Consider the following 23,774-nt stretch of genomic DNA (forward strand, 5'->3'; position numbering starts at 1 on the left):
GATCACCAGTAACGGACGCGGCCGGTGTCCATGTGGACGAACTGCGAGCTGTCGTAATAGCCGACGCCGCCGCCCTTGAGGGACATGGCCGCCTTGTGCAGCATCTTCAGGTCCTTGCCCGGCAGGCGGATGTCGATTGCCTTGGCATCCATGTGCAGGCTGCGCTTGGCCACGCCATTGCTGGCGGCGTGCAGCTTGGCGTTCGACTCCGGCGAGCGGTAGCCGGAAATGATGTGCAGTTCACGGTTGTTGTCCAGCTTGTCGTTCAGCTGGGTGAGCAGCAGCAGGAGCTCAGGGTCGATCTGCGCCACCTTGTTGTTGCGGTGGTCGCGCAGCACCTTGTTGAGGTCCTTCAGCCCATCCTCGACGAACTGGCCTTCAGCCCAGAACACGGTATTCACCTTTTCGCCGGTGTGCGTGTTGTACAGGCGCAGGGTACGCTCGCCGGGTACGGCCTGTGCTGTTTTGGCAATTGCGGGGATGCTGAGGGTGGGTGCTGCGAGAAGGAGGGAGGACTTCAGAAACGCTCGGCGTTGCATCATCGGATGGAATCCTTATGGCTGGTTCGCTGAAATGTCAATTCTACGCCTCTTGTGTTAAACGTGCAGAGAAAATGCAGCAAAATGCGGTAAAAAGTCGACTTTATTAATTATTTGACCAATCCCAGGAGATATTTCATGCCAAGTTATCAAGGAATTGCCGTGTCCGTTGTCAGCCTGCTTACGTTGGCGTGCTCGAGTGCCTTGGCGCAGGGCATCGAAGTGAGCGGCGATCCGCCGGCAGCCAAGGGCTGGAAGATGGAGACGGTCGCGTCGAATCTGCCCCAGCCCTGGGGCATGGCCTGGCTGGCCGACGGCCGCCTGCTCGTCACCGGCAAGAAGGGCACGCTGCATCTGGTGAACGGCAACAAGGTCGAGAACATCCCGGTCGAAGGCTTGCCGAACCTGTTCACGGAAGGGCAGGGCGGCCTGCTCGACATCGCCGTGCATCCATCCGACAAGGGACCGAATCCGCGCGTGTACATGACGATGGCCAGCGGCACCCAGGATGCCAACCGTACGGTGCTGGTGCAGGGCGTGTTCGACGGCAAGCGCGTACACGGCATCAAGACCCTGTTCACGGCCTCGCCGTCGAAGAGCGGCGGCCAGCACTTCGGCTCGCGCATCGTGTTCCTGAAAGACGGCACGCTCCTGATGAGCATTGGCGACGGCGGCAATCCGCCGGCGCGCGTGGGCGACATGCTGGCGCGCGACCAGGCCCAGAACGTGGGCAGCCACAACGGCGCCATCCTGCGCCTCACTGCCGAAGGCCAGGCCGCGCCGGGCAACCCGCTGGCGGCGCAGAAGGGCGCGCTGCCCGAACTGTGGAGCATCGGCCACCGCAACATCCAGGGCATGGTGGTCGATGCGCAGGGCCGGGTGTGGGCCAGCGAGCACGGACCGCGCGGCGGCGACGAGATCAACCTGATCGAAGGGGGCAAGAACTACGGCTGGCCGCTGCAGAGCTATGGTCTGGACTATAAAACCCGCGAGCCGGTCGGCAAGCGCGTGGTGCCCGGCATGGTGCAGCCGGTCGTGGCGTGGTCGCCGTCGCCCGGCGCCTCGGGCCTGGCCTGGTACACGGGTCAAGCCTTCCCGGCCTGGCGCAACAGCCTGTTCTCCGGCAGCCTCGCGACCGAAGACATCCGCCGTGTCGTCTTCGATGCCCAGGGCAAGGTCGTGAAGCAGGAGCGTTTGGAAATCGGCAAGCGCGTGCGCGATGTGCGCCAGGGGCCGGACGGTCACCTGTATGCGATCACGGATGAGCCGAAGGGCAGCCTGCTGCGGATCGTTCCGCAGTAGGGTGTTCGGCTTTGCCGAACGCGCGTCCAGCCAGTGCATGCATTGCCATGACACATGCCTGAGCCGAACGCGCGGTCGGCAGAGCGTGGTCCAGTCCACTGGACTGGACCACCCCTACGAAAATCCCACGATTCAATGCCGGCTGCATGGAATCTTTGTTTATATAAAATTTATTCTTTGTTGCAATAACAAAAGCTGCCTAGAATGAAAGGATCGGCCGTTCCGCTCGCACGGAACGGCCGGCATACGGCAATCCGCCGTTTTCCATCCCGACCCGGATGATCCTTTGGAGGAGCAGCATGGCAGTATTCGTTCGTCGCACTCTCCAGATGGCTGTAGCGCTCGCGCTCGCCACTGGTGTCTCCGCCGCTAGCGCGGCCCCGGCCAAATCCTCGGCCAGCACGCCCGACATTCCCATCCCTGACGTCAAGTACACCAAGTTCACCCTGAAGAACGGGCTGACGGTGCTGGTCCATGAAGACCACAAGACGCCGGTGGTGGCGGTCAACACCTGGTACCACGTCGGGTCCAAGAATGAAAAGGTCGGCAAGACCGGCTTCGCGCACCTGTTCGAACACCTGATGTTCGGCGGCAGCGACAACTTCAAGAAAACCTACCTGAGCGCGCTGCAGGGCATCGGCGCGACCGACCTGAACGGCACCACCAACCAGGACCGCACCAACTACTTCCAGAACGTGCCGACTTCGATGCTGGACTATGCGCTGTTCGCCGAGAGCGACCGCATGGGCCACCTGCTCGGCACCGTCGACAAGAAGACGCTCGACCTGCAGCGCGGCGTGGTGCAGAACGAGAAGCGCCAGGGCGAGAACCAGCCCTACGGCGTCGCCTACGAACTGCTGGTGACCAATACCTACCCGGTCGGCCACCCGTACTCCTGGACCGTGATCGGCAAGATGGAAGACCTGGACGCGGCCTCGATGACCGACGTGCAGGACTGGTTCAAGACCAACTACGGCCCGAACAACACTGTGCTGGTGCTGTCCGGCGACATCACGCCGGAAGTGGCGCGCCAGAAGGTCGAGCAGTACTACGGCCACATTCCTCCGGGCCCGCCGCTGGCCAAGCATGAAGCCTGGATCGCCAAGCGCACCGGCACCCACCGCACCACGGTGCAGGACCGCGTGCCGCAATCGCGCATCTACCGCACCTGGAACGTGCCGGGCCTGAACACGCCGGAAGAAGCGCTGCTCGACCTGGCCGGCCAGGTGCTGGGCGGCGGCAAGACCTCGCGCCTGTACAAGCGCCTGGTGTACAAGGACCAGATCGCGACCAGCGCGGTCGGCAGCAACGACAGCTCGGAAATCGGCGGCCAGTTCGACATGACCCTGACCGCGCGTCCGGGCGGCGACGTGGCGAAGATGGAACGCGCCGCGGACGAAGAGCTGCAGGCCCTGATGAAGAACGGCCCGACCGAGGCCGAACTGCGCCTGGCCAAGACCACCATCCTGGCGCGCTATACCCGCATGATCGAGCGCGTGGGCGGCTTCGGCGGCAAGAGCGACCTGCTGGCCTCGTGCCAGACCTACACCGGCAATCCGGACTGCTACAAGGTCTACCTGCAGCGCATCAAGGACGCCACCCCGGCATCGGTGAAGAAGGCCATGAACGACTGGCTGAGCGACGGCGACTTCGTGCTGCAGGTCGACCCGTACCCGACTGGCCTGGTGGCCGGCAAACCGGGCGTGGACCGCAGCAAGGAACCGGCGCTGGGTAAACCAATGGCGCTCAAGCTGCCGGAAATGCAGAAGACGACCCTGTCGAACGGCCTGAAGGTGGTGCTGGCCGAGCGCCATGACGCGCCGGTGGTCAACTTCCAGCTGCTGCTCGACAGCGGCTATGCCTCGGATACCCAGGACAAGCCGGGCGTGGCCAGCTTCGCCATGCGCATGCTGGAAGAAGGCACCAAGACCCGCAAGTCGCTGGAAATCGGCGAAGCCTTCGAGAGCATGGGCGCGCAGTTCGGCGCGAGCTCCAACCTGGACAGCGGCCTGGTGTACCTGAACACCCTGAAGGCCACCATGCCGCAGGCCTTGAGCCTGTACTCGGACCTGATCCTGAACCCGTCCTTCCCGCAGAACGAGTTCGAGCGCCTGCAGAAGGACCGCCTGGCCGCGATCGCGCGCGAGAAGACCGTACCGCAGACGATGGCCCTGCGCGTGCTGCCGAGCATTCTGTACGGCCAGGACCACGCCTACGCCAAGCCCTTCACCGGCACCGGCACCGAGGCGTCGGTGCAGCGCATGACCCGCGAGGACCTGGTGAAGCACCACGCCACCTGGTTCAAGCCGAACAACGCCACCCTGCTGGTGGTGGGCGACACCACCCTGGCTGAAGTCAAGCCGATGCTGGAAAAGGCCTTTGCAGGTTGGAAGGCGGGCGAGGTGCCGAAGAAGGTCCTGGGCAAGGTCGCTGCGCCGGAGAAGAGCGTGGTCTACCTGGTCGACCGTCCGGGCGCGCTGCAGAGCGTGATCGTGGGCGCCCAGCTGGCCACGCCGCGCAACGATCCGGATGCGCTGCCGCTGGAAATCGTCAACCACCTGTTCGGCGGCTCCTTCAATTCGCGCATCAACATGAACCTGCGCGAAGACAAGCACTGGTCCTATGGCGTGCGCAGCATGCTGCAGCCGGCCGTGGGCCAGCGTCCGTTCATGAGCGTCTCGCCGGTGCAGACCGACAAGACCCGTGAGTCGATGCAGGAACTGGTGCGCGAGTACCGCGACATCGCGGGCGGCAAGCTGATCACGGCGGAAGAGTTGAAGGCTGCGGTCGACAACAACACGCTAGGCCTGCCGGGCGGCTTCGAGACGGCCGGCCAGCTGACCAATGCCTACACCAACATCGTGCAGTTCGGCCTGCCGGACGACTACTACAACACCTACACCCAGAAGGTGACGGCGTTGACCCCGGCGCAGGCCAACACGCTGGCGGCCCGCAGCTTCACGCCGGACCGCCTGGTGTGGATCGTGGTCGGCGACATGAGCAAGGTCGAAGCGGGCATCCGCTCGCTGAACATCGGCGAAGTGCGCAAGATCGACGCCGACGGCAAGCCGGTGCAGTAATCCGTAGGGTGGGCGGCTCGTGAATCGTGCCACTGGCACGATTCACCCCACGCGGTAAACTAATGCCGGTTGACTGCGTGGGCGGGAGACCCGCCCACCCTACAGATCTTCAATCAGTGCAAGTGCGATTTTCGCCTGTTCCGACTGCGGTATGTCGGTGTTGTTCAGCAGGACGACGGCCCGGCCATCCGCCGGGTCGTAGGCGAGCAGGGTCTTGTAGGCCCCGATGGCGCCCGCTTCCCAGGCCAGGGAGCGGGCGCCTTTTTTCGTGGCGACGGTTTTCACCTTGCCGCCCAGCGCGTACTCTTCCGAGGCCACCACCACGGTGGACAGCTCCTTGCGCGCCTTGTCCGACAGTAGCTTGGTGAAGTAAACCGTATCGGCGATGGCCACCAGGTCGCGTGCGGTGCTGTACAGGGTGCCGCTGGCCGCCACCATCGGCGGCACGGCCGCGGTCTTGCGCTGGCCTGCGGCGTTGTAGGCGACCGCCATGCCCACTTCGTCCTCGTAGCCCGTCGCGGCGAAACTCGTATCGCGCACGCCTGCTGGCGCCAGCACCAGCTCTTCCACCACTTCCGTGAATGTTTTCTTCGTGGCGCGTTCGACCACGGCCGCAACCAGGATCCAGTTGGTGTACGAATAATCCCATTGCTCGCCCGGGCTTGATGTCGGCGTGCCCGTGCCGAAGCGCAGGGCCGCCTCGACCGGCCCGATCTCGAGCTTCTCGACCGCGCGGTCCTTGCGCAAGGCTTCCGCCAGGCCGTTCGGAATGCCGCTGCGGTTCGACATCAGCTGGCGCAGGGTAACCGCGCCGTTGGCAGCCGGCAGTTCCGGCAGGTGGCGCGCGATCGGCGCATCCAGGTCGAGCTTGCCCATGTCGGCCAGGCGCAGCACGGTGACGGCGCTGATCCATTTGGTGATCGAGCCGACCAGGAAGCGCGTTTCCTTCGTCATGGGCTGCTTTTCTTCGCGCAGGGCCAGGCCGCCGGCTTGGGTGACCAGGGTCGAGCGCGCATCCTTGCGCACGGCGACCACGCCGCTGTAGTCCTTCGGGACGTGGCGCTCGATCAGCGGCCCGGTGGTGAGATTGGCGACCGCGGCGCAGCCGGACAGCAGGCCGAGGGCCGCGAGCGAGGAAAGGTGGATGAACTGGCGACGTTGCATGCGTGCTCCAGAAGGAAGTAGTCGGCGCATTGTAGCCGTGTGCGCCGTGACAGGTGTGAATTCGGGATACTGCGCGCAGGAGGACGCGATGAACGGACAATCCCTGGACTGGGCGCGCACTGCGCTCGTGCTGATCGATTTACAGAACAGTAACGTCAAGCGTGAACTCGCGCCCTACAGCGCCGAACAGACGGTCGGCAGCTGCGTGCTGCTGGCGCAGGAAATGCGCAGCCGCGGAGCGATGGTGGTGTACGTGCGGGTGCTGCTGAATGAACTGCCGACCCCACTGGCCGACGCCCCGATGCGCCCGCCCGGCGCCGCCGCGCCGCCGTATGACGCTTCCGAACTGGCCGAGATGGCCGGTGTGGAAGCGACCGACATCGTGGTCACCAAGCGCCAGTGGGGCGCCTTCTACGGTACCGAACTGGACCAGTTGCTGCGCCGGCGCCGCATCGATACCCTGGTGCTGGGTGGCATCGCCACCAACTTCGGAGTGGAATCGACGGCACGCGCGGCGTTCGACCGCAACTACACGCTGGTGTTCGCGGAAGATGCGATGACGAGCATGGAGGCCGAGGCGCACCACTTTACCTGCAAGCACATCTTCCCGAAGATGGGCCGGGTGCGCTCGACCCGCGCCATCATCGACATGTTGCAGGCGGGCACAGGCGACGCGTAGAGGGACTCAGCCCTTGCGATTGATCTCGGCCGTGATCTCGTAGGCGCGCAGGCGCGCCGCGTGGTCGAACACCTGGGAGGTGATCATCAACTCGTCCGGCTTGGTGCGGGCGATGAAGCTGCGCAGCTGGCTTTCCACCGTGGCCGGCGAGCCGATCGCGGTGCAGGACAGCACGCTGTCCAGCATCATGCGCTCGGCCGTGCCCAGGCTTTCCAGGTAGCCGGGTTTAGGCGGCTGCAGCTTGGTCGGGCGGCCGGTGCGCAGGTTGACGAAGGCCTGCTGCATCGACGTTGCCAGCAGCTGCGCTTCCTCGTCCGACTCGGCGGCAAACACGTTAAAGCCGAGCATCACGTAGGGCTTGTCGAGCTGCTTCGAGGGGCGGAAGGTCGAGCGGTAGATCTCGATCGCCTGCATCATCATCTGCGGCGCGAAGTGCGAGGCGAAGGCATAGGGCAGGCCGAGCGCCGCCGCCAGCTGGGCGCCGAACAGGCTGGAGCCGAGGATCCACACCGGCACGTCCAGGCCCGCGCCGGGCACTGCGCGCACCTGGCGGCGCGGCGAGTCGGCGAAATAATCCATCAGCTCGACGACGTCCTGCGGGAATTCATCGGCATCCGAGGCCAGGTTGCGGCGCAGGGCGCGCGCGGTGGTGTGGTCCGAGCCCGGCGCGCGGCCGAGGCCGAGGTCGATCCGTCCCGGGAACAGCGAGGCGAGGGTGCCGAACTGTTCCGCAATCACCAAGGGGGAATGGTTCGGCAGCATGATGCCGCCGGCGCCGACCCGGATGGTCGAGGTGCCGGCCGCCACGTGGCCGATCAGCACGCTGGTTGCCGCGCTGGCGATGCCCGGCATGCCGTGGTGCTCGGCCAGCCAGAAACGCTGGTAGCCCCAGCGCTCGCCGTGCTGGGCGAGGTCGAGTGAACGTTGGAAAGAAGTTGCCGCATCGCTGCCTTCAGTAATCGGCGCGAGGTCGAGTATGGAAAATGGAATCATCCATTTATCTTACGCCGATCCGGTTTTTCGCGTGCGGCGCTGCCCGGAAATTGCTAGTCGGTAAAACTTGTCCACGCTTGACCGGTGGCAGACCCGTCCTTATGATCGGGCGCATCATCAAGCCAGCCTCCACCATGTCCCGCTCCCCCTTCCTGCCATGCCGCCGCACCGCCCTCGCCACCCTTTGCACCGCGCTGCTGGCCGCCGGCTGCGCCCAGCTGCCCGGGAACGCCATGCGCGCTGAAGACCGGCTGGATCCAGCACGGCTGGCCGAGCTCGACCGCGCGATCGAGGACAACATCGCCGCGCGCAGGCTGCCGGGCGCCGTGTTCCACCTCGAGCGCGGCGGCGTCGTGTACGAAAAGGGCTATGGACGCTTCACCTACGACGAAGGCGCGACGGCCGTCACGCCGGCTACCGTGTTCGATGCGGCATCGCTGTCCAAGGTGCTGTCGACCGCGCCCGCGGTGCTGCTGCTGGCCGAGGAGGGCAAGCTCGACCTGGAAGCGCCGCTGGCGCGCTACTTGCCGGAATGCGCGAACGGCGGCAAGGAAGCGATCACGGTGCGCCAGCTGCTGACCCATTCTTCCGGGCTGCCGGCGGGCCTGCCGGCGAAACCGGCCTGGCAGGGCAAGGAAGCGGCACTCGGGCTGGCCTGCAGCCAGGCGCTGACGCACGCGCCGGGCAGCTTCTTCCGCTACTCGGACGTCAACTACATCCTGCTCGGCCTGCTGATCGAGAAGGTCTCCGGCATGCCGCAGGAGCGTTTCGCGCACGAGCGCATCTTCGCACCGCTCGGCATGCGCGACACAGGCTACCTGCCGCTGGCGCGCATGGCGGCGGCGCGCATCGCACCGACCCAGCGCGGCGCCGCCACGGCGCCTGACGCCGCCCTGCATGGCGACCTCGGCCCCGGACAACTGCTGCAGGGCGCGGTCCACGACCCGACCGTGCGCCGCATGGGCGGCGTCGGCGGCTCGGCCGGCGTGTTCTCGACCGTGGGCGACGTGGCGCGCTTCGGCCGCATGCTCGTGCAGGGCGGCGAACTCGATGGCGTGCGCCTGCTGAGCCGCGACAGCGTGCGCCTCTTGAGCACCGTGCAATCGCCGTCCGGCCTGGCCCTGCGCGGCATGGGCATGGATATCGATTCGCCCTATGCGCAGCGTCCGCGCGGCAGCGTGTTCCCGGTCGGCAGCTACGGCCATACCGGTTTCACCGGCTGCATCCTGTGGATCGATCCGCAGTCGCGCACCTTCTATGTGTTCCTGTCGAACCGGGTCTACCCGGACGACAGCAGCAACGTGCTGGCGCTCTACACCCAGCTCGGCACGCTGTCGGCGCAGGCGGCCGGACTGGAGGCAGTGGCGGGTGCTGCCGCGGCTGTGCCAGCTCAGCCTTGAAGCAGATTTAGTTTTTCCGGGAGGCTACCGTGCGCCTCCCTCCATGCGGCCTCTCTACACTCGGAAACCTAAATTCAATATCTTGTTGATATTGTTGAGCACTTAGCCCCGACGACAAATTTGAGGAGATCGACATGAAGATGAATAAGCTACTGAAAGGCCTGCTGAGCGCCTCCGTTGCTGCAGCCATGTTCGGCGCCACCACCGTTCACGCACAATCCAGCAGCACCGCTGGCCAGTCCGGCCAGTCCGGCACCAGCGCCGGCGCCACCAGCGGCAGCAGCCAGAGCGGCAGCATGAACGATCAGAGCAGCGGCAGCTCGTCGTCCAGCGCGACCGGCAGCTCGCAGAAGCAGGACAAGAAGCACAGCAAGAAGAAGCATTCGAGCAGCGGTTCGAGCCAGAGCGGCTCCACCGGTTCGAGCCAGAGCGGTTCGATGGACTCGGGCAGCAGCCAGAGCGGTTCGAGCGGCATGAGCGGCCAGAGCGGCTCCAGCGGCGCGATGGGCACCAGCGGTTCGGGCGTGGAAGCCGGCCGCACCAGCACCGGCCGTTCGAGCGAGCCAGAAACCCGTAGCTCGACCAGCGGTTCGTCGGGTTCGAGCGGCTCGATGGGTACCAGCGGTTCGTCGGGCACCAGCGGCACCGGCACCAGCGGCTCGATGGGCACCGGCACCACCTCGGGCAGCACTGGCTCGATGGGTACCGGCACCACCGGCAGCGGCGCCACCGGCACCATGGGCACCAGCGGCTCGACCGGCACCATGGACGCCACCGGTCGTAGCGGCACTACCGGTACTTCGGGCACCACCGGCACCACCGGCAGCACCGGCACCGGCACCAGCGGCTCGAGCAGCACCAGCGGCACTGGCGGCAGCACCGGCACCACCGGTTCCAGCACCACCAGCGGCGGTACCGGCGGCGGCACCACCGGCCGCGGCTACTGATCCGCGCAATCCTGCGCTGATTTTCTCTTGATGCGGCCCGCGTGGCCGCATGCGGCACCAGCCTGCGGGCTGGTGTCGTCGTTTACGCCGCTCAGGCGGCGAGGGCGGGGCGCAGCGACGGTGCGCGGCGCGGCGCGCCGGCTGCAGCCGCTTCCTCGCGCTCGTCGAGGCGGAAGGTCGCCACCAGCTGCGACAGCGCCTGCGCCTGTTCGCGCAGCGCGTCGGAGGCTGCTGCCGCTTCCTCGACCAGCGCTGCATTTTCCTGGGTGACCTGGTCCATCTGCGTCACGGCCTGGTTCACCTGCTCGATGCCGAGCGACTGTTCGCCGCTGGCCGCTGCGATCTCGGCCATGATGGCCGATACGCCGGCGATGCCGGCCACGATTTCTTCCATGGTGCTGCCGGCCTGCGCGACCAGGCGGCCGCCTTCCTCGACCTTGCCGGCGGAATCGCCGATCAGGGTCTTGATTTCCTTTGCCGCGGTGGCCGAACGCTGCGCCAATGCCCGCACTTCCGACGCCACCACGGCGAAGCCGCGACCCTGTTCGCCGGCGCGCGCGGCTTCGACCGCGGCGTTCAGCGCCAGGATGTTGGTCTGGAAGGCGATGCCATCGATGACGCCGACGATCTCGCCGATCTTCTGCGAGGCGACGCTGATGTCGGCCATGGTGCGCACCACGTCGCCCACCGTGTCGCCGCCGCGCGCTGCGCTGCCGGAAGCGCTGCGCGCCAGGGCATTGGCCTGCTGCGCGTTCTCGGCGTTCTGGCGGACGGTGGCCGTCAGTTCTTCCATCGACGCCGCGGTTTCTTCCAGCGAGCTGGCCTGTTCTTCGGTGCGCGCCGAGAGTTCGAGGTTGCCGCCCGAGATTTCCTGCGATGCTGCCGCAATGGTATCGGTGCCGCGCCGCACCTGCCTGACGATGCCGTGCAGGCTGTCGCGCATATCCTTCAGCGCCACCATCAGCTGGCCGGTCTCGTTGCAGGCCTCGGCCTCGATACGGGTGCTCAGGTCGCCCGATGCCACGGTGCGCGCGACATCGAGTGCGCGCTGCAGGGGCAGGCTCACGGCGCGCATGATCAGCCAGCCAAAGGCGATCCCGGTGATGACAGCGGCTACGCTCAGGGTGATCAAGAGGTTGCGGCTGAAGGCGACGTGGGCGTCGATCGCGTCGCCCTGGGCGGCCACGGCGCGCTTCTGGTAGGCGACCATCGCTTCCACGCTGGCCACGTAGCCGTTCACCTTGGGCATCATGTCGGTGTCGAAGAAGCGCGCGGCCGATTCCAGCTGGCCTTCTTTCTTCTGGCGGAATGCTTCGGCGCGCGCCGTGCGGTAGGCTTCGCGGCTGGCCACGATCTGCTCGAACAAGCGCTTGCCTTCGGGGTCGTTCGCCATCGCTTCCTGGACCTGCTTTTGCAGCGCGCTGGTGCGCTCGGACGATTTGCTGATCGCGTCGAGGAAGAACTGCTCGGCAGCCGGGTCGGTGGCCTTGGCGACGGCGATGGTGCGTGCGCCGTTGACTTCGATCATCGATTTCCATTCCTGCAGGAGGTTGGATTTACGGATGCCATCACGGGTCAGCGCGTTCGTCATTTCGTTCGCGCTGTGCATGGTGGACAGGGCCAGGGCGGCCAGCACCAGCATCAGCGCCAGCACGGCGCCGAAGCCCAGCGCCAGCAGGCTGCGGATCTTCATTTTCTCGAGTTTCATGGGATTTCTCGTCGCTTGTTATTTGGGCAAGGCGTGTACGGGCGCACACGCGTACCAGCGCATCCGCGGGTACGTATTGACGAGTATCCTGTTTCCGTGCGGCATGTCCACGCATTCATGACATTTGCATGAAATTTGCGTGGCAAAAACAACGCTTCGTTAAGAGCGCGTTAACTGCCGTTGGCGGGAAGATAAGGGCTGTTAATTGATCGGCATCAGCGCGCGCCGCGTCCTCGCATGCCGGGACGCGGGCCGCGCGGCGGCGCGCTGTTTTCGGCCAGTTCGACCTTCTCGAGCGGCTCCGGCGCCGGGCCGTGCAGCACATTGCCCTCGATATCGAAGCGCGATGCGTGGCAGGGACAGTCCCAGGAACGCTCGGCCGAGTTCCAGTGCACGGCGCAGCCGAGGTGGGTGCACTTGGCCGAGACCGCGTGCAGGCCGCCTTGGGCGTCGCGGTAGACCGCGATCTTGCGCAGGCCGTCGCGTACCACCGCGCCTTCGCCGGCGGCGATCTCTTCTACTCTATCGACGTCGCCGCCGGTCAGCCATTCGCCGTAGCGCGCCATGGTGTTGGCCTGTTCGTGGGCGAAATCGGCCAGCCCGTGGATCGGCTTGCGCGACGGATCGTACAGCGACTTGTACGGATTGGGGCGTCCCGCCGCCAGGTCGGTCACCAGCATGGCGCCGATGGTGCAGTGGGTCATGCCGTTGCCGGAGTCGCCGGTGATCAGGTAGACGTTATCGTCGTCCATCGGATTGTGGCCGAGGTAGGCCAGGCCGTCGGACGGCTCCATCACTTCGCCCGACCAGCGGTAGGCAACCGCGCCGGCCATCGGGAAGTGCTCGCGGGTCCAGCGCTCGATCTCGTCGTAGCGGTGCTCGGGATGGTCGTCCTGGCCGGTCTTGTGGTCGGCGCCGCCGACCACCAGGATGTCGTGGTCCATGGAAGGATCGGGCGTTTCCAGGCGCACGTAGTAGTACGGGTCGCCGGTGTCCCACAGCAGGATGCGCGGCAGCGAACCGCGTGCTACCCGCAGGCCGACCACGTAGGTGCGGTAGCCGGCCTGCTTGGTGTGCATGACGACGCGGTCGTTGAAGGGCGTGTGGGTGGCCAGCACCACGTGGCGGGCGCGGATCTCGCCGTGATCGGTGGACACCGTCTGCTGCTGCTGGTTGCCGCGCAGGCGGTGCGCGTGGGTGCCGCCATGGATCTTGCCGCCGTGGCGTTCGATGGCGCGCGCCAGCCCGGCCAGGTACTTCAGTGGATGAAACTGCGCCTGGTTCGCATAGCGCACCGCCGGCCCGCTGTCGAAGGGCAGGCCGGGCACGCCGGGCAGCAGTTCCACCGCGACGCCGGCACGGCGGGCGCTCACGTATTCCTTCTCGAGGTCCTGGAAGCCATTGCCGGGGAGGGCGTACAGGTAGCCATCGAGGCGCTCGAATTCGCAGTCGATGCCATCGACGGCCGCGATCTCCTTGGCGATCGATTCGACCAGCTCGATCGCGCGCGCGTAGCTGTCCGCCACCAGGCGCGCGCTGGCGGCGCCGAACTTGTCTTCGATGAAGGTGTACCACTCGTCAGGCGGGAACAGGTGGGCGGTGGTGCGGCCGGTCTCGCCGGCGCCGACGCCAAGCGCGTCGATGACCGTGACGCGGCGGCCTTCCTTCGCCATCAGGTAGGCCGTGGTGAGTCCGGCGATGCCGGCGCCTATCACGCAGACCTCGGTATCGAGGTCGCCGGGCAGGGGTGCGTAGGTGGGCAGGCTGGCGGTGTCCATCCAGACCGAGACCGAAGTGCCATTGCTGGAAGCAGTCATGTCGCATCCTTTCAGTACAGGGGCACCGCGGCTGGCGGCGCGCATCCATCGGAGTCGGGACAGTCTACGTGGAGGCGCGAAAGGCTGGAGCACGATGGCAGGCAAGCGGCTGTCGCGGGCGCGCCGCAGCGCTCGGCAAAGCCGTCAGTTTCATCTTGCAAAGATGAGGATGTGGCGTAGAATCAATTTAAATTGCCGATGGGAACAATCATGGATCTTGTCCTTCCGCCCGAAGTGCGCGCCCCGAGCGCCATGAAACTCTCCGAACTCATCGGCGCACTGAGCTATGCGCTCGACATCACTGAAGGCCAGCCGCCCGGGCACTGCATGCGCGCCTGCTGGATCGGCATGCACGTGGGCCGCGCCGCGGGCCTGGCGGACGAGCAGCTGTGGGAGCTCTACTACACGCTGCTGCTCAAGGACCTGGGCTGCAGCAGCAATGCGGCGCGCATCTGCGAGCTGTACCTGACCGACGACCTGGACTTCAAGCGCGACTTCAAGCTGGTGGGCGACAGCCTGCCGCAGGTGCTGTCCTTCGTGCTGACCCACACGGGCCTGAAGGCCGGCCTGGCCGAGCGCTTTCGCAGCGTGATGACGATCCTGCGCGACGGCCCCGCGATCGCCCAGGACCTGATCGCCACCCGTTGCCAGCGCGGCGCCGAGATCGCGCGCCTGCTGCGTTTTCCAGTCGGCGTGGCGGCCGGCATCTATGCCCTCGACGAGCACTACGACGGCAAGGGCAAGCCCGATCGCCTGGCCGGCGAAAGCATCCCGGTGTACGCCCGCATTGCCCTGCTGTCCCAGGTGGTCGACGTGTTCCACACGGCCGCGGGATGCGACAGCGCGTTGCGCGAAGTGCGCGAGCGCGCCGGCAGCTGGTTCGACCCGCGCCTGGTGCGCGCCTTCGAAGAAGTGGCGGCGGATCTAGAATTCTGGCGGGTGCTGGCCGCGCCCGGCGTCGACCAGGCCGTGTTCGCGCTGGAACCGGCCGGCTGCGAGGTGGCGCTGGACGACGACTACCTCGACGACATCGCGGCGGCCTTCGGCCAGGTGGTCGATGCCAAGAGCCCGTACACCAGCGGGCACAGCGCGCGGGTGGCGCTGTATACCGACATGATCGCGGAGTCGCTCGGCCTGTCCGCCGCGCGCCGCCGCTGGCTCAAGCGCGGCGCGCTGCTGCACGACGTCGGCAAGCTCGGCGTCAGCAACAGCGTGCTGGACAAGGCAGGATCGCTCGACCGCGAGGAGTGGGAGGCGGTGCGCCTGCATGCGCAGTATACGGAAACCATCCTGGGCCGGATCCAGGCCTTTGCCGAACTGGCGACGATCGCCGGCGCCCACCATGAGCGCCTCGACGGCACCGGCTATCCGCGCGGGCTGTGCGCCGAGGCCATCGGCATCGAGACCCGCATCATCACCACCGCGGACATTTTCGACGCGATCACGGCCGAGCGCCCCTATCGCGGGGCGATCCCGGTGGAGCAGGCACTCGGCATGATGGAAAAGACGGTCGGCAGCGCGCTCGACCCGGACTGCTTCGCGGCGCTGAAGGCCGCGCTGGCGCGCGTGCCCCTGGTGCAGGCCGCTTGAGGCGCGGCCTGCCGGTGGATCAGTGGCGGCGGCGCGCCGCGGCCAGGCCGGCCATGCCGAGGCCGAAGATCAGCAGCGATGCCGGTTCCGGCACGCCGGTGGGCTCGCGCAGGGTGTTCACGCGCAGGGTGTCGAGGCCGACGTAGTTCGAGCTCGCTTCCGCACCGGTATGGACGAAGCCGAGGCGGCCCGAGATGCCTTCCATCGGATTGATCGTCAGGGTGTACATCCGCCAGCCGTCCTTGGGCGCGGTCACCGTCATCGACTCGATGAAGTCGGCCGGATCGGTCGAGCCTTCCGTGTAGCCGTAGATGACGATGTCGTTGAACTCTGCCTCGGGCGCGCCGCGCAGCCAGAAGGTAGCGATGGCGCCGTTTTCGAGCGAGAACAGGGGCGTGAACAGCTGGTCGTTCAGCTGGCCGCCCGGTGCGGCGCTTTCGAAACTGGATGCGATGTAGGCATTTGCCGGTTCATCCGGGAAGCGCTGGGCCGGGAACACATCCGGGTTGCCCTGTACCCAGCCCGGCGCGACGCCCGGTGGCGTGCTGGCGTTGTTCAACACCCAGCCCTGTCCCGGCAGTGCGCTGACATCTTCGAAATCTTCCGACAGCAGGACTGCCGCCTGCGCCCCGCCCATCGCCGACGCGAAAGCCAGGGCAAGCATCAACTTCTTGATCATGTATCGCCTCCGTGCGTTGTAGAGAAAGGGCCAGTACACCCCGTTCAAAGTGTAAAAGCACGGATCGTGCCAGAAACATAAGTCCTTGATTTATAGGAAAAATGACGCATTTCCTATTAGAAACAGTTATAAATATGTAAAAGTATTCGACAGCTGCCGGCGGCATTGCCGCCCCTGCCATACCGGTGTGACAGGACGATGAAATTCTGTTCGGCATAGCAAGATTTGACAAACATGGCCTAAAAGATCACTCCACAATGCCTCCCACACGAGAGACGCCCGAACGTCCACACCCATTCGAGACCGGAAGGCTGAAGTGAAAGAGACGCGGTTCCGGCCAGTCGCGGAATCACCACACAGTTTTGGGAGAGAACATGAACGAGAAGATGGCACGGCAGCAGTACAGGCGCACCGCGATCGCGGGCGCAGTGACGGTATTCGTGATGGGCATGGCAGCGCAGGCACAGGCGCAGGAACCGGTGGAAACCCAGACCGTGGTGGTGACCGGCGTGCGCGCCGCCCTCGAACAGTCGCTGCGCCAGAAGCGCAACGCCGACGCGGTGGTCGAAGTCGTGACCGCGGAAGACATCGGCAAGATGCCGGACAAGAACGTGGCCGACGCGATCCAGCGCCTGCCGGGCGTGAACACCCAATCCTCGGCCGGCGGCGAGGGCGGCTTCGGCGAGAACGACCGCGTCAGCCTGCGCGGCACCAGCCCCAGCCTGCAGCAGACCCTGTTCAACGGCCACGCCATCAGCACCGGCGACTGGTTCGTGCTGAACCAGATCGGCGGCAACGTCGGCCGCTCGAGCAGCTTCTCGCTGCTGCCTTCGGAACTGGTGGGTTCGATCGTGGTGCAGAAGAGCCCGACCGCCGACCTGGTCGAAGGCGGCGTCTCCGGCGCCATCAACGTCATCACCCGCCGTCCGCTCGACTTCCGCAACCAGCTGACGGTGGAAGGCTCGGTCCAGGCCAACTACAACGACCTGTCGGATAAAACCAAGCCGCACCTGTCCGGCCTGGTGAGCTGGAAGAACGCCGAGAGCACCGTGGGCCTGCTGGTGCAGGCCTTCTCCGAAAAAGCCGCGGTGCGCCGCGACGGCCAGGAGATCCTCGGCTACACCCCGATCAGCGCTACCAGCGCGGCTGCCATCGCCAATCCGGCCCTGCGCGGCGTGGTGGTCCCGACCTTCATCGGCGCGGCCCTGTTCGAGCAGGAGAAGAAGCGCCAGGGCGGCGCCTTCGACCTCGAATTCCGTCCGCAGCGCGGCACCAGCATCGACCTGAACGGCTTCTATTCCAAGCTCGACGCGCCGCACCAGAACACCAACTGGCTGGCCGCGCCGGCCAACTCGATCAACAGCATGAACCTGATCCCGGCCAACCCGGTCGTCAGGAACGGCACCCTGGTCGGCGCCGCCTTTACCCGCAACGCGGGCGAAGTCGACAACATCTACCGTCCGGACGCCGGCGGCGAAGCCTGGTACCTGGACCTGAACGGCAAGACCCGCATCAACGACCGGCTGAGCATCTCGGGCAAGGTCGGTAAGACCTATGGCGTGGGCTGGGACCGCGACGACGTCTACTACCAGAACAACGTGGATGGCGGCATGGTCTACGCCCTGAACGGCCTGTCCCCGGCCTCGGTCAGCTACCCGGGCGGGAACACGGCGTCGCCGGGCAGCACCGCCTGGGCCGGCGGCGGCGAGTCGCAGTCGGTCGACAAGGAGAAATACGCTCAAATCGACGGCGAATGGCGCCTGCAGGACGCCAGCGTATCGGCGATCCGCTTCGGCGCACGCTGGACCGACCATAGCCGCACTGCGGAACATCCGCTGGAAACCCGTCCGGGCCCGAACGGCTTCACCGCGCCCGGCCCGGCGTGGAATGGCCAGATGTATCCGTCCGACTTCGGCAAGGACCTGGGCGGCAACATCCTGAACAACTACTTCAAGTACAACGGCGCTGCGCTCGGCGCCTGGGGCGCGGTCCCGGGCAACCGCCTGCTCGACTACACCCTGCGCCACAACTGGACCAACGAGTTCCAGGTCGGCGAGAAGACCGCCGCCCTGTATGCGATGGCGGAATTCGGCAGCGGCAGCTGGAGCGGCAACGTCGGCCTGCGCGCCATCGAAACGCGCCAGACCACGGTGGTCAACCTGCCGGGTGGCCCGAGCCCGGTCACCGGCTCGGCCTTCGGTCCCTACACCCCGACCACCTTCAAGCGCACCTACCGCGACTACCTGCCGAGCGCCAACCTGAAGTTCGAGGTGTCGCCGGACCTGCTGCTGCGCACCGCGCTGGCCAAGACCATCGCCCGTCCGGACTATTCGGCGCTGGGCGGCTCGGTCTCGCTCAACGACGACGCCCTAAGCGGCAACGGCGGCAACGTCAACCTCGACCCGGTGCGCGCCACCAACTTCGACCTCGGCATGGAGTGGTACTACGCGCCGAAGGCGCTGCTGTCGGCGGGCTTCTTCTACATGGACTTCCGCTCGATCGTGGCCCAGGGTACCTCGACCGGGACCTACTTCAACAACAAGCGCAACACCCAGACCCAGTACCAGATCACCTCGCCGTACAACACCACCGGCACCAACAAGGGGATCGAACTGAGCTGGCAGCAGCCGCTGTGGAACAACTTCGGCACCCTGGTGAACTACACCCATGCCGACGGCGAGCTGGATGACGGCGGCGAGCTGCTGAACTCCTCGAAGAACACCTGGAACGTCACCGGTTACTTCGAGAACGATCGCTTCTCGGCGCGCCTGGCCTACAACTACCGTTCCAAGTACAAGGCCGGCGTGGACCGCGGCGCCAGCCAGCACGTGGACAGCATGCCCTCGCTGGCGGCCTCGCTCAACATCAAGCTCACCGAGCAGCTGACCCTGACCTTCGACGCGCTCAACCTCACCAACGAGACGATCAAGATGTACGCCGAAAACGAGGACCGCCCGCGTGCGTTCTACTCGAACGGCCGTACCTTCTACATCGGCCTGCGCGGCAAGCTGTAATGCGGCTGTAATAGCAACACCGGGGATGGCCTGCGCCATCCCCGCAGCGGAACCCTCACATGATCCCGACCACGGACCGGACGCCAAGCGGCCCGGCGATTGCCATCGCCTGGGAATGCCTGAGCAACTACACGCGCGACGACGCGTTCACGGCGCGCCTCACGCTGCGCAACGATTCCAACGAGGCAATCGCGCCCGGCTGGGCGATCTGCTTCAACACCTGCCGCAAGGTGATCGCGGACAGCGTCAGCCCCGGCTACGCGATCGAGCACCTGAACGGCGACCTGTTCCGCCTGACCATGCCGGCTGCCGACGCCTGGGAGCCGGGCGTCAGCCACACGGTGGAATACGAAGCCCTGCACTGGGCGATCAGCATCACCGACGCGCCGCTGGGCTTTTACCTGCTGCCCGGCGACGGCGCACAGCCTACCGACCTGGGCGACCCCGAGATCGCGCCCTTCGCCCGCCCCGAGCAGCGCCACCGCATGCGCGGCGACCTGCTGCCGACCGCCGACGCGGCCTGGCGCTTCGAGCAAAATGCGGTGCTCCACCTGCTGCCCGAGAGCGCGGTCGGCCGCATCACGCCGCGCCCGCAATCGGCCCGTTTCGACGGCCGCCACTGCCTGTTGTCGCGCCACGCGCCGCTCAGCTACGACCGCACGCTGTGGAACGAAGCCTCGCTGCTGGCCTCGATGCTGGGCGTTTTGCCCGGCGTGGTGCCGGGCGGATCGGGCGACATCTGCCTCGAGATCGGACCGGTCGACGAGGTCGCCACCAACGTACCGCTCGAGGCCTATTGCCTCGAGATCGAGCCGGGCCGGGTGCGCATCCGCGGCGCCAGCCCGCACGGTGTCTTCAACGGCATCCAGAGCCTGGTGCAGCTGCTGGGGCCAAACGGCGAGCTGCCCGCCGGACGGGTGGTGGACGCGCCGCGCTTCGGCTACCGCGGCATGATGCTCGACGTGGCGCGCCACTTCGCCGGCGTCACCACGGTGCTGCGCCTGCTCGACTGCATGGCCGGCTACAAACTCAATCGCTTCCATTTCCACCTGACCGACGACGAAGGCTGGCGCCTGGCGATCGGCGCGCTGCCGGAACTGACCGCGGTCGGCGCACGGCGCGGCGTGTCGCTTGATGGCAGTCCCTGCCTGCCGCCTTCCTTCGGCTCGGGCGCCGACCCCGAGGCTTCCGCCGGCAGCGGCTTTTATACGGCCTCGGAATTCATCACCATCCTGCGCCATGCGCACGCGCGCCACATCGAGGTGATCCCGGAATTCAACATGCCCGGCCATGCGCGCGCCGCCGTCACCGCGATGCGCGCACGTCACCGCCGCCTGGTGCAAGCTGGTGAACACGAAGCGGCCGAGGAATACCTGCTGAGCGATCCGGACGACGCCTCCAGCTATGAATCGGTGCAGCTGTGGCACGACAACGTGATCTGCATCGCGCTGCCCTCCGTCGACCGCTTCATCGACACCGTGGTGGGCGAAGTCTGCATGCTGTACCGCGAAGCCGGCGTGCCGCTGCACGTGATCCACACCGGCGGCGACGAAGTGCCGCCGGGCGCCTGGCTCGGCTCGCCGCGCTGCCGCGCGCTGATGGAGGAACGGGGCTGGAGCAGCGTGCAGCAGCTGCACGACGACTTCCTCGAGCGCTGCCGCGCGATCCTGGCGCGCCACGGCGTGGAATTCGCGGGCTGGGACGAAACCGCGCTGGTGCGCGAGGGCGAGCGCCTGCTGCCCAATCCGCGCTTCGCCGGTCCCGACTTCCATGTCTACGTCTGGAACAATGCCTGGGGCTCGGGCCAGGAAGACTGCGCCTACCGCCTGGCGAACGCCGGCTACGACGTGGTGCTGTCGAACGCCGCCAACCTGTACTTCGACCTGGCCTATGCCAAGCACCCGCAGGAACCGGGCTACTACTGGGCCGGTTTCGTCGGCACCAGGAACGCCTTCGGCTTCTGTCCGCTGGACGTGGGCGCCATGGCGGATCTCGATCCGATGGGCCGCTCTCCGCTAACCACCACGCTGCAGCCGCTCGACGTGGCGGGACGGGGGCGCATCGCCGGCCTGCAGGGCCAGCTGTGGGGCGAGAACGCGCGCTCGCGCGCCCGCCTCGAATACCTGGCGCTGCCGCGCCTGATCGGACTGGCCGAGCGCGCCTGGGCGCCCGATCCGGGCTGGCAGGACATCCCTGAACCGGACCGCCGCGCCGCCTGGGCCCTGCGCGACTGGAACGAGTTCGCCAACCGCCTCGGCCAGCGCGAGCTGCCGCGCCTGGACCGCGCGCGTCGTCCCTGGGACTACCGCCTGCCGCCGCCCGGCGCCATCCTGCAGGGCGGGCTGCTGCAGGCGAATGTCGCCCTGCCGGGCCTGGCCGTGCATTACACTCTGGATGGGCTCGATCCCACGGCGCGCAGCCCGCGCTACGTGGCGCCGGTACCGGTGGACGCCGCGCAGGTGGTGAAGCTGGCTACCTTCGACACCCGCGGACGTGCAAGCAGAATCGTTACCCTGAACGTGGAACCCGCATGAACCCGATCAACGACCTGGCGCGCGCCGCGCTGCCGACCGCCACCCGCCATCCGCTGGCCTGGGTGCCGACCCTGTACCTGGCCCAGGGCCTGCCGTTCTACGCGGTGGCGCTGGTGGCCGGCCTGATGTACAAGTCGCTGGGCGTGCCCAACGAGCAGATCGCGCGCTGGACCGGCCTGCTTGGCCTGGCCTGGGTGTTCAAGGCGCTGTGGAGCCCCTTTCTGGAACTGGCGAGCAGCAAGCGCGGCGTGGTGGTCTGCTTCCAGCTCGCCGGCGGCTTCGCCCTGGCGGCGATGGCCCTGGCGTTGCAGCTCTCTGGCTGGTTCGCGGTCTCGATCGGCCTGTTCGCGGTCGTGGCGCTGGCCTCGAGCACGCACGACATCTGCGCCGACGGCATCTACATCGCCAGCCTGAGCGAGCGCCAGCAGGCCGCCTACGCGGGCTGGCAGGGCGCCTTCTTCAATGCCGCCAAGTTCGTGTCGATGGGCGGCCTGGTAATGCTGGCCGGCTATCTGGAAGACCGCATGGGTCCCAAGGCGGCATGGGCCACGGTGTTCGGGCTGCTGGGCGTCCTGATGGCGGGCCTCGGCCTGTACCACTTGTGGGCCTTGCCCGATACGCCGGGCACCGCGCGCCGTGGCGAGGGCGTGCGCAGCGTGGCCGGCACCCTGGTCGACGTGATCCGCGCCTTCTTCGCCAAGCCCGGCATCTGGCTGGCGATCCTGTTCATCATCCTGTTCCGCGCCGGGGAAGGGCAGATCCAGACCATCGGCCCGCTGTTCCTGCGCGACGCCCGCGAAGTCGGCGGCCTGGGCCTGAGCACGGCGCAGGTGGGGGCGGTGTACGGCACCGCCGGCACCATCGCCTTCCTGGCCGGCAGCATCGCCGGCGGCTACTTTACCGCGGCCCTGGGCCTGCGCCGCGCCATGCCTTTCCTGATCGTCGCGATGAACCTGCCGAACGCCGTGTTCTGGTACCTCAGCGTGGCGCAGCCGGAATCGCTGGGCGTGATCGCGGCGGGCCTGGGCGTGGAGATGTTCGGCTACGGCTTCGGCTTCGTCGGGATGATCCTGTTCATCATGCAGGTGGTGGCGCCCGGGCCCTACCAGACCGCCCACTATGCGCTCGGCAGCGGCTTCATGCAGCTCGGCTTCGTGCTGTTCAAGATGGTCAGCGGCGACATCCAGGGGGCGCTGGGCTATCGCGATTTCTTCCTGTGGGTGCTGGTGGCCGCGCTGCCGGTGCTGGTGCTGAGCCGCTTCGTGTGGCGCCACGCGCCGGACAAGGCGGTCAGCGCTTCTTGATCGGCAGCGCCAGCAGGCCGCGCCACTTGCCCGCGCAATCGCGCTCGACCTTCTGGATATGCGGGCGCGTGCTGTCGAAGCGCCAGGTCGACTGCTTGTCGAGCCAGTCCTCGTACATCGAGCGGAAGCGCGGCCATTCATGGCGGAATTCCAGGCAGGCATAGGTGCCGGCCGGGAGCACGCGCACGCCCAGGCTGCCATCCTGCGCTTCGCCGGTATGCCCGAAGTCGTAGCAGTATTCGCTTTCGCCGGTGAAGCCGGGGTCTTCGTCGAACACCCCGTACCAGGGCGCGCCGTGGGCGATGCCATCCAGGCGTTCGCGTTCGCAGATGAAGGTGTTGCAGGCGATCGAGAGCGCTGCCCCGGACTGGCCGAAGAAACGCTGGTAGCGCAGCAGCACCGGCGGCAGCTGGCGCAGCTCGATGCGGGCCGCGATGCTGCCCGGTTCGGGCGGGCAGTAGGGGGCGAGGATGACGTCCAGGTTCGAGGGCTCGGCCACGAAGAAGCTGACGTCGCTCTCGCGTCCGACCTGCTGGTCCATGTAGGTGCGCCAGCCGCCTTCGCGCCAGGCCTTGGCCGACATCGCGAACTGCTGCTTGAAGGCCTTGGCGAAGGCCGCGTTGGACGGGAAGCCGCAGTCCTGGGCGATGCGCACGATCGGCACATCGGGCTCATGGCGCAGCTGGTGCGCGGCGCGGCGCAGGCGCCGCTTGCGCTGGTATTCGACCGCCGAGAAACCGGTCAGCTCGCGGAAGATGCGGTCGAAGTGGTAGCTGGAATAACTGGCCGAAGCGGCCAGGCTGTCGAGGGCAAGCGGGTCGCCCACCGAATCGAGCATCAGGTCCATGACTTCGTACAGGCGCGAGACGCGGGAAGGCGCTTTGACGGTCATGGAGCGATGGCAGGGCAGGGGGGCGGCGCGGGTGGAGCAAAACGACAAGACATTGCGTGACGGGATTGCTGTTATTACAGCGATTATGCGGTCAAATTCGATGTCATGGCGAAATATGTGCAGACGGCGCAA

General features: G+C 66.7%; 16 protein-coding genes. 9 read left to right on the forward strand and 7 right to left on the reverse strand.

Annotated elements, in window-relative coordinates:
• Window positions 1-2: 2 nt before the first annotated feature.
• Complete coding sequence (locus tag LK539_RS20180) at window positions 3-542, reverse strand: DUF882 domain-containing protein (protein WP_227802854.1); 540 nt, start codon at window positions 540-542, stop codon at window positions 3-5.
• A 159-nt stretch (window positions 543-701) separates the two neighbouring features.
• On the opposite strand from LK539_RS20180, the gene LK539_RS20185 reads away from it, so the two are divergent.
• A complete protein-coding gene (locus tag LK539_RS20185; protein ID WP_227802855.1) occupies window positions 702-1,841 on the forward strand; it encodes a PQQ-dependent sugar dehydrogenase in 1,140 nt (379 codons plus the stop codon).
• A 299-nt stretch (window positions 1,842-2,140) separates the two neighbouring features.
• A complete protein-coding gene (locus LK539_RS20190) occupies window positions 2,141-4,921 on the forward strand; it encodes a pitrilysin family protein (RefSeq protein ID WP_227802856.1) in 2,781 nt (926 codons plus the stop codon).
• Window positions 4,922-5,020: 99 nt separating this feature from the next.
• Here the strand turns inward: LK539_RS20190 and LK539_RS20195 are convergent, their stop codons facing one another.
• Window positions 5,021-6,085, reverse strand: a complete 1,065-nt coding sequence (locus LK539_RS20195; RefSeq protein WP_227802857.1) for a serine hydrolase — start codon at window positions 6,083-6,085, stop codon at window positions 5,021-5,023.
• 88 nt (window positions 6,086-6,173) lie between these two features.
• Between LK539_RS20195 and LK539_RS20200 the strand changes: the two genes are divergently transcribed.
• Entirely contained in the window at window positions 6,174-6,764 is a 591-nt protein-coding gene (locus LK539_RS20200; protein WP_227802858.1) for an isochorismatase family protein, read from the forward strand.
• Window positions 6,765-6,770: 6 nt separating this feature from the next.
• Here LK539_RS20200 and LK539_RS20205 read toward each other — a convergent pair whose 3' ends face one another.
• Window positions 6,771-7,757 (reverse strand): LLM class flavin-dependent oxidoreductase, encoded by a 987-nt coding sequence (locus LK539_RS20205; protein ID WP_227802859.1) that lies wholly within the window; start codon window positions 7,755-7,757, stop codon window positions 6,771-6,773.
• 134 nt (window positions 7,758-7,891) lie between these two features.
• Here LK539_RS20205 and LK539_RS20210 point away from each other — a divergent pair, with 134 nt between their 5' ends.
• A complete protein-coding gene (locus LK539_RS20210) occupies window positions 7,892-9,157 on the forward strand; it encodes a serine hydrolase (protein WP_227802860.1) in 1,266 nt (421 codons plus the stop codon).
• Between the two features lie 134 nt (window positions 9,158-9,291).
• Window positions 9,292-10,104, forward strand: coding sequence for a hypothetical protein (locus LK539_RS20215; protein WP_227802861.1), 813 nt, complete (start codon window positions 9,292-9,294; stop codon window positions 10,102-10,104).
• Window positions 10,105-10,195: 91 nt separating this feature from the next.
• Here LK539_RS20215 and LK539_RS24455 read toward each other — a convergent pair whose 3' ends face one another.
• Both LK539_RS24455 and LK539_RS20230 read right to left on the reverse strand, forming a co-directional pair.
• A complete protein-coding gene (locus LK539_RS24455) occupies window positions 10,196-11,812 on the reverse strand; it encodes a methyl-accepting chemotaxis protein (protein WP_307729123.1) in 1,617 nt (538 codons plus the stop codon).
• Window positions 11,813-12,027: 215 nt separating this feature from the next.
• Entirely contained in the window at window positions 12,028-13,629 is a 1,602-nt protein-coding gene (locus LK539_RS20230) for an FAD-dependent oxidoreductase (RefSeq protein ID WP_227802862.1), read from the reverse strand.
• A 210-nt stretch (window positions 13,630-13,839) separates the two neighbouring features.
• Here LK539_RS20230 and LK539_RS20235 point away from each other — a divergent pair, with 210 nt between their 5' ends.
• A complete protein-coding gene (locus tag LK539_RS20235; protein ID WP_227802863.1) occupies window positions 13,840-15,219 on the forward strand; it encodes an HD-GYP domain-containing protein in 1,380 nt (459 codons plus the stop codon).
• 19 nt (window positions 15,220-15,238) lie between these two features.
• Here LK539_RS20235 and LK539_RS20240 read toward each other — a convergent pair whose 3' ends face one another.
• The gene (locus tag LK539_RS20240; RefSeq protein WP_227802864.1) at window positions 15,239-15,898 is read right to left on the reverse strand and encodes a choice-of-anchor J family PEP-CTERM protein; all 660 of its coding nucleotides are present in this window, start codon (window positions 15,896-15,898) and stop codon (window positions 15,239-15,241) included.
• Between the two features lie 374 nt (window positions 15,899-16,272).
• Here LK539_RS20240 and LK539_RS20245 point away from each other — a divergent pair, with 374 nt between their 5' ends.
• From LK539_RS20245 to LK539_RS20255, 3 genes are read left to right on the forward strand one after another with little or no spacing between them, the layout of a single operon-like run.
• Window positions 16,273-18,912 (forward strand): TonB-dependent receptor, encoded by a 2,640-nt coding sequence (locus tag LK539_RS20245; RefSeq protein WP_227802865.1) that lies wholly within the window; start codon window positions 16,273-16,275, stop codon window positions 18,910-18,912.
• A gap of 59 nt (window positions 18,913-18,971) precedes the next feature.
• On the forward strand, window positions 18,972-21,446 hold the full coding sequence (locus LK539_RS20250; RefSeq protein WP_227802866.1) for a family 20 glycosylhydrolase: 2,475 nt from the start codon (window positions 18,972-18,974) through the stop codon (window positions 21,444-21,446).
• Complete coding sequence (locus LK539_RS20255; RefSeq protein WP_227802867.1) at window positions 21,443-22,750, forward strand: MFS transporter; 1,308 nt, start codon at window positions 21,443-21,445, stop codon at window positions 22,748-22,750. The genes LK539_RS20250 and LK539_RS20255 overlap by 4 nt, the downstream gene beginning before the upstream one ends.
• On the opposite strand, the gene LK539_RS20260 is transcribed toward LK539_RS20255, so the two are convergent.
• Window positions 22,737-23,642, reverse strand: a complete 906-nt coding sequence (locus tag LK539_RS20260) for a helix-turn-helix domain-containing protein (protein WP_227802868.1) — start codon at window positions 23,640-23,642, stop codon at window positions 22,737-22,739. The genes LK539_RS20255 and LK539_RS20260 overlap by 14 nt on opposite strands.
• Between the last annotated feature and the right edge of the window lie 132 nt (window positions 23,643-23,774).

It is taken from the genome of Massilia sp. IC2-476, assembly GCF_020707295.1.
Taxonomy (GTDB): domain Bacteria; phylum Pseudomonadota; class Gammaproteobacteria; order Burkholderiales; family Burkholderiaceae_D; genus Telluria.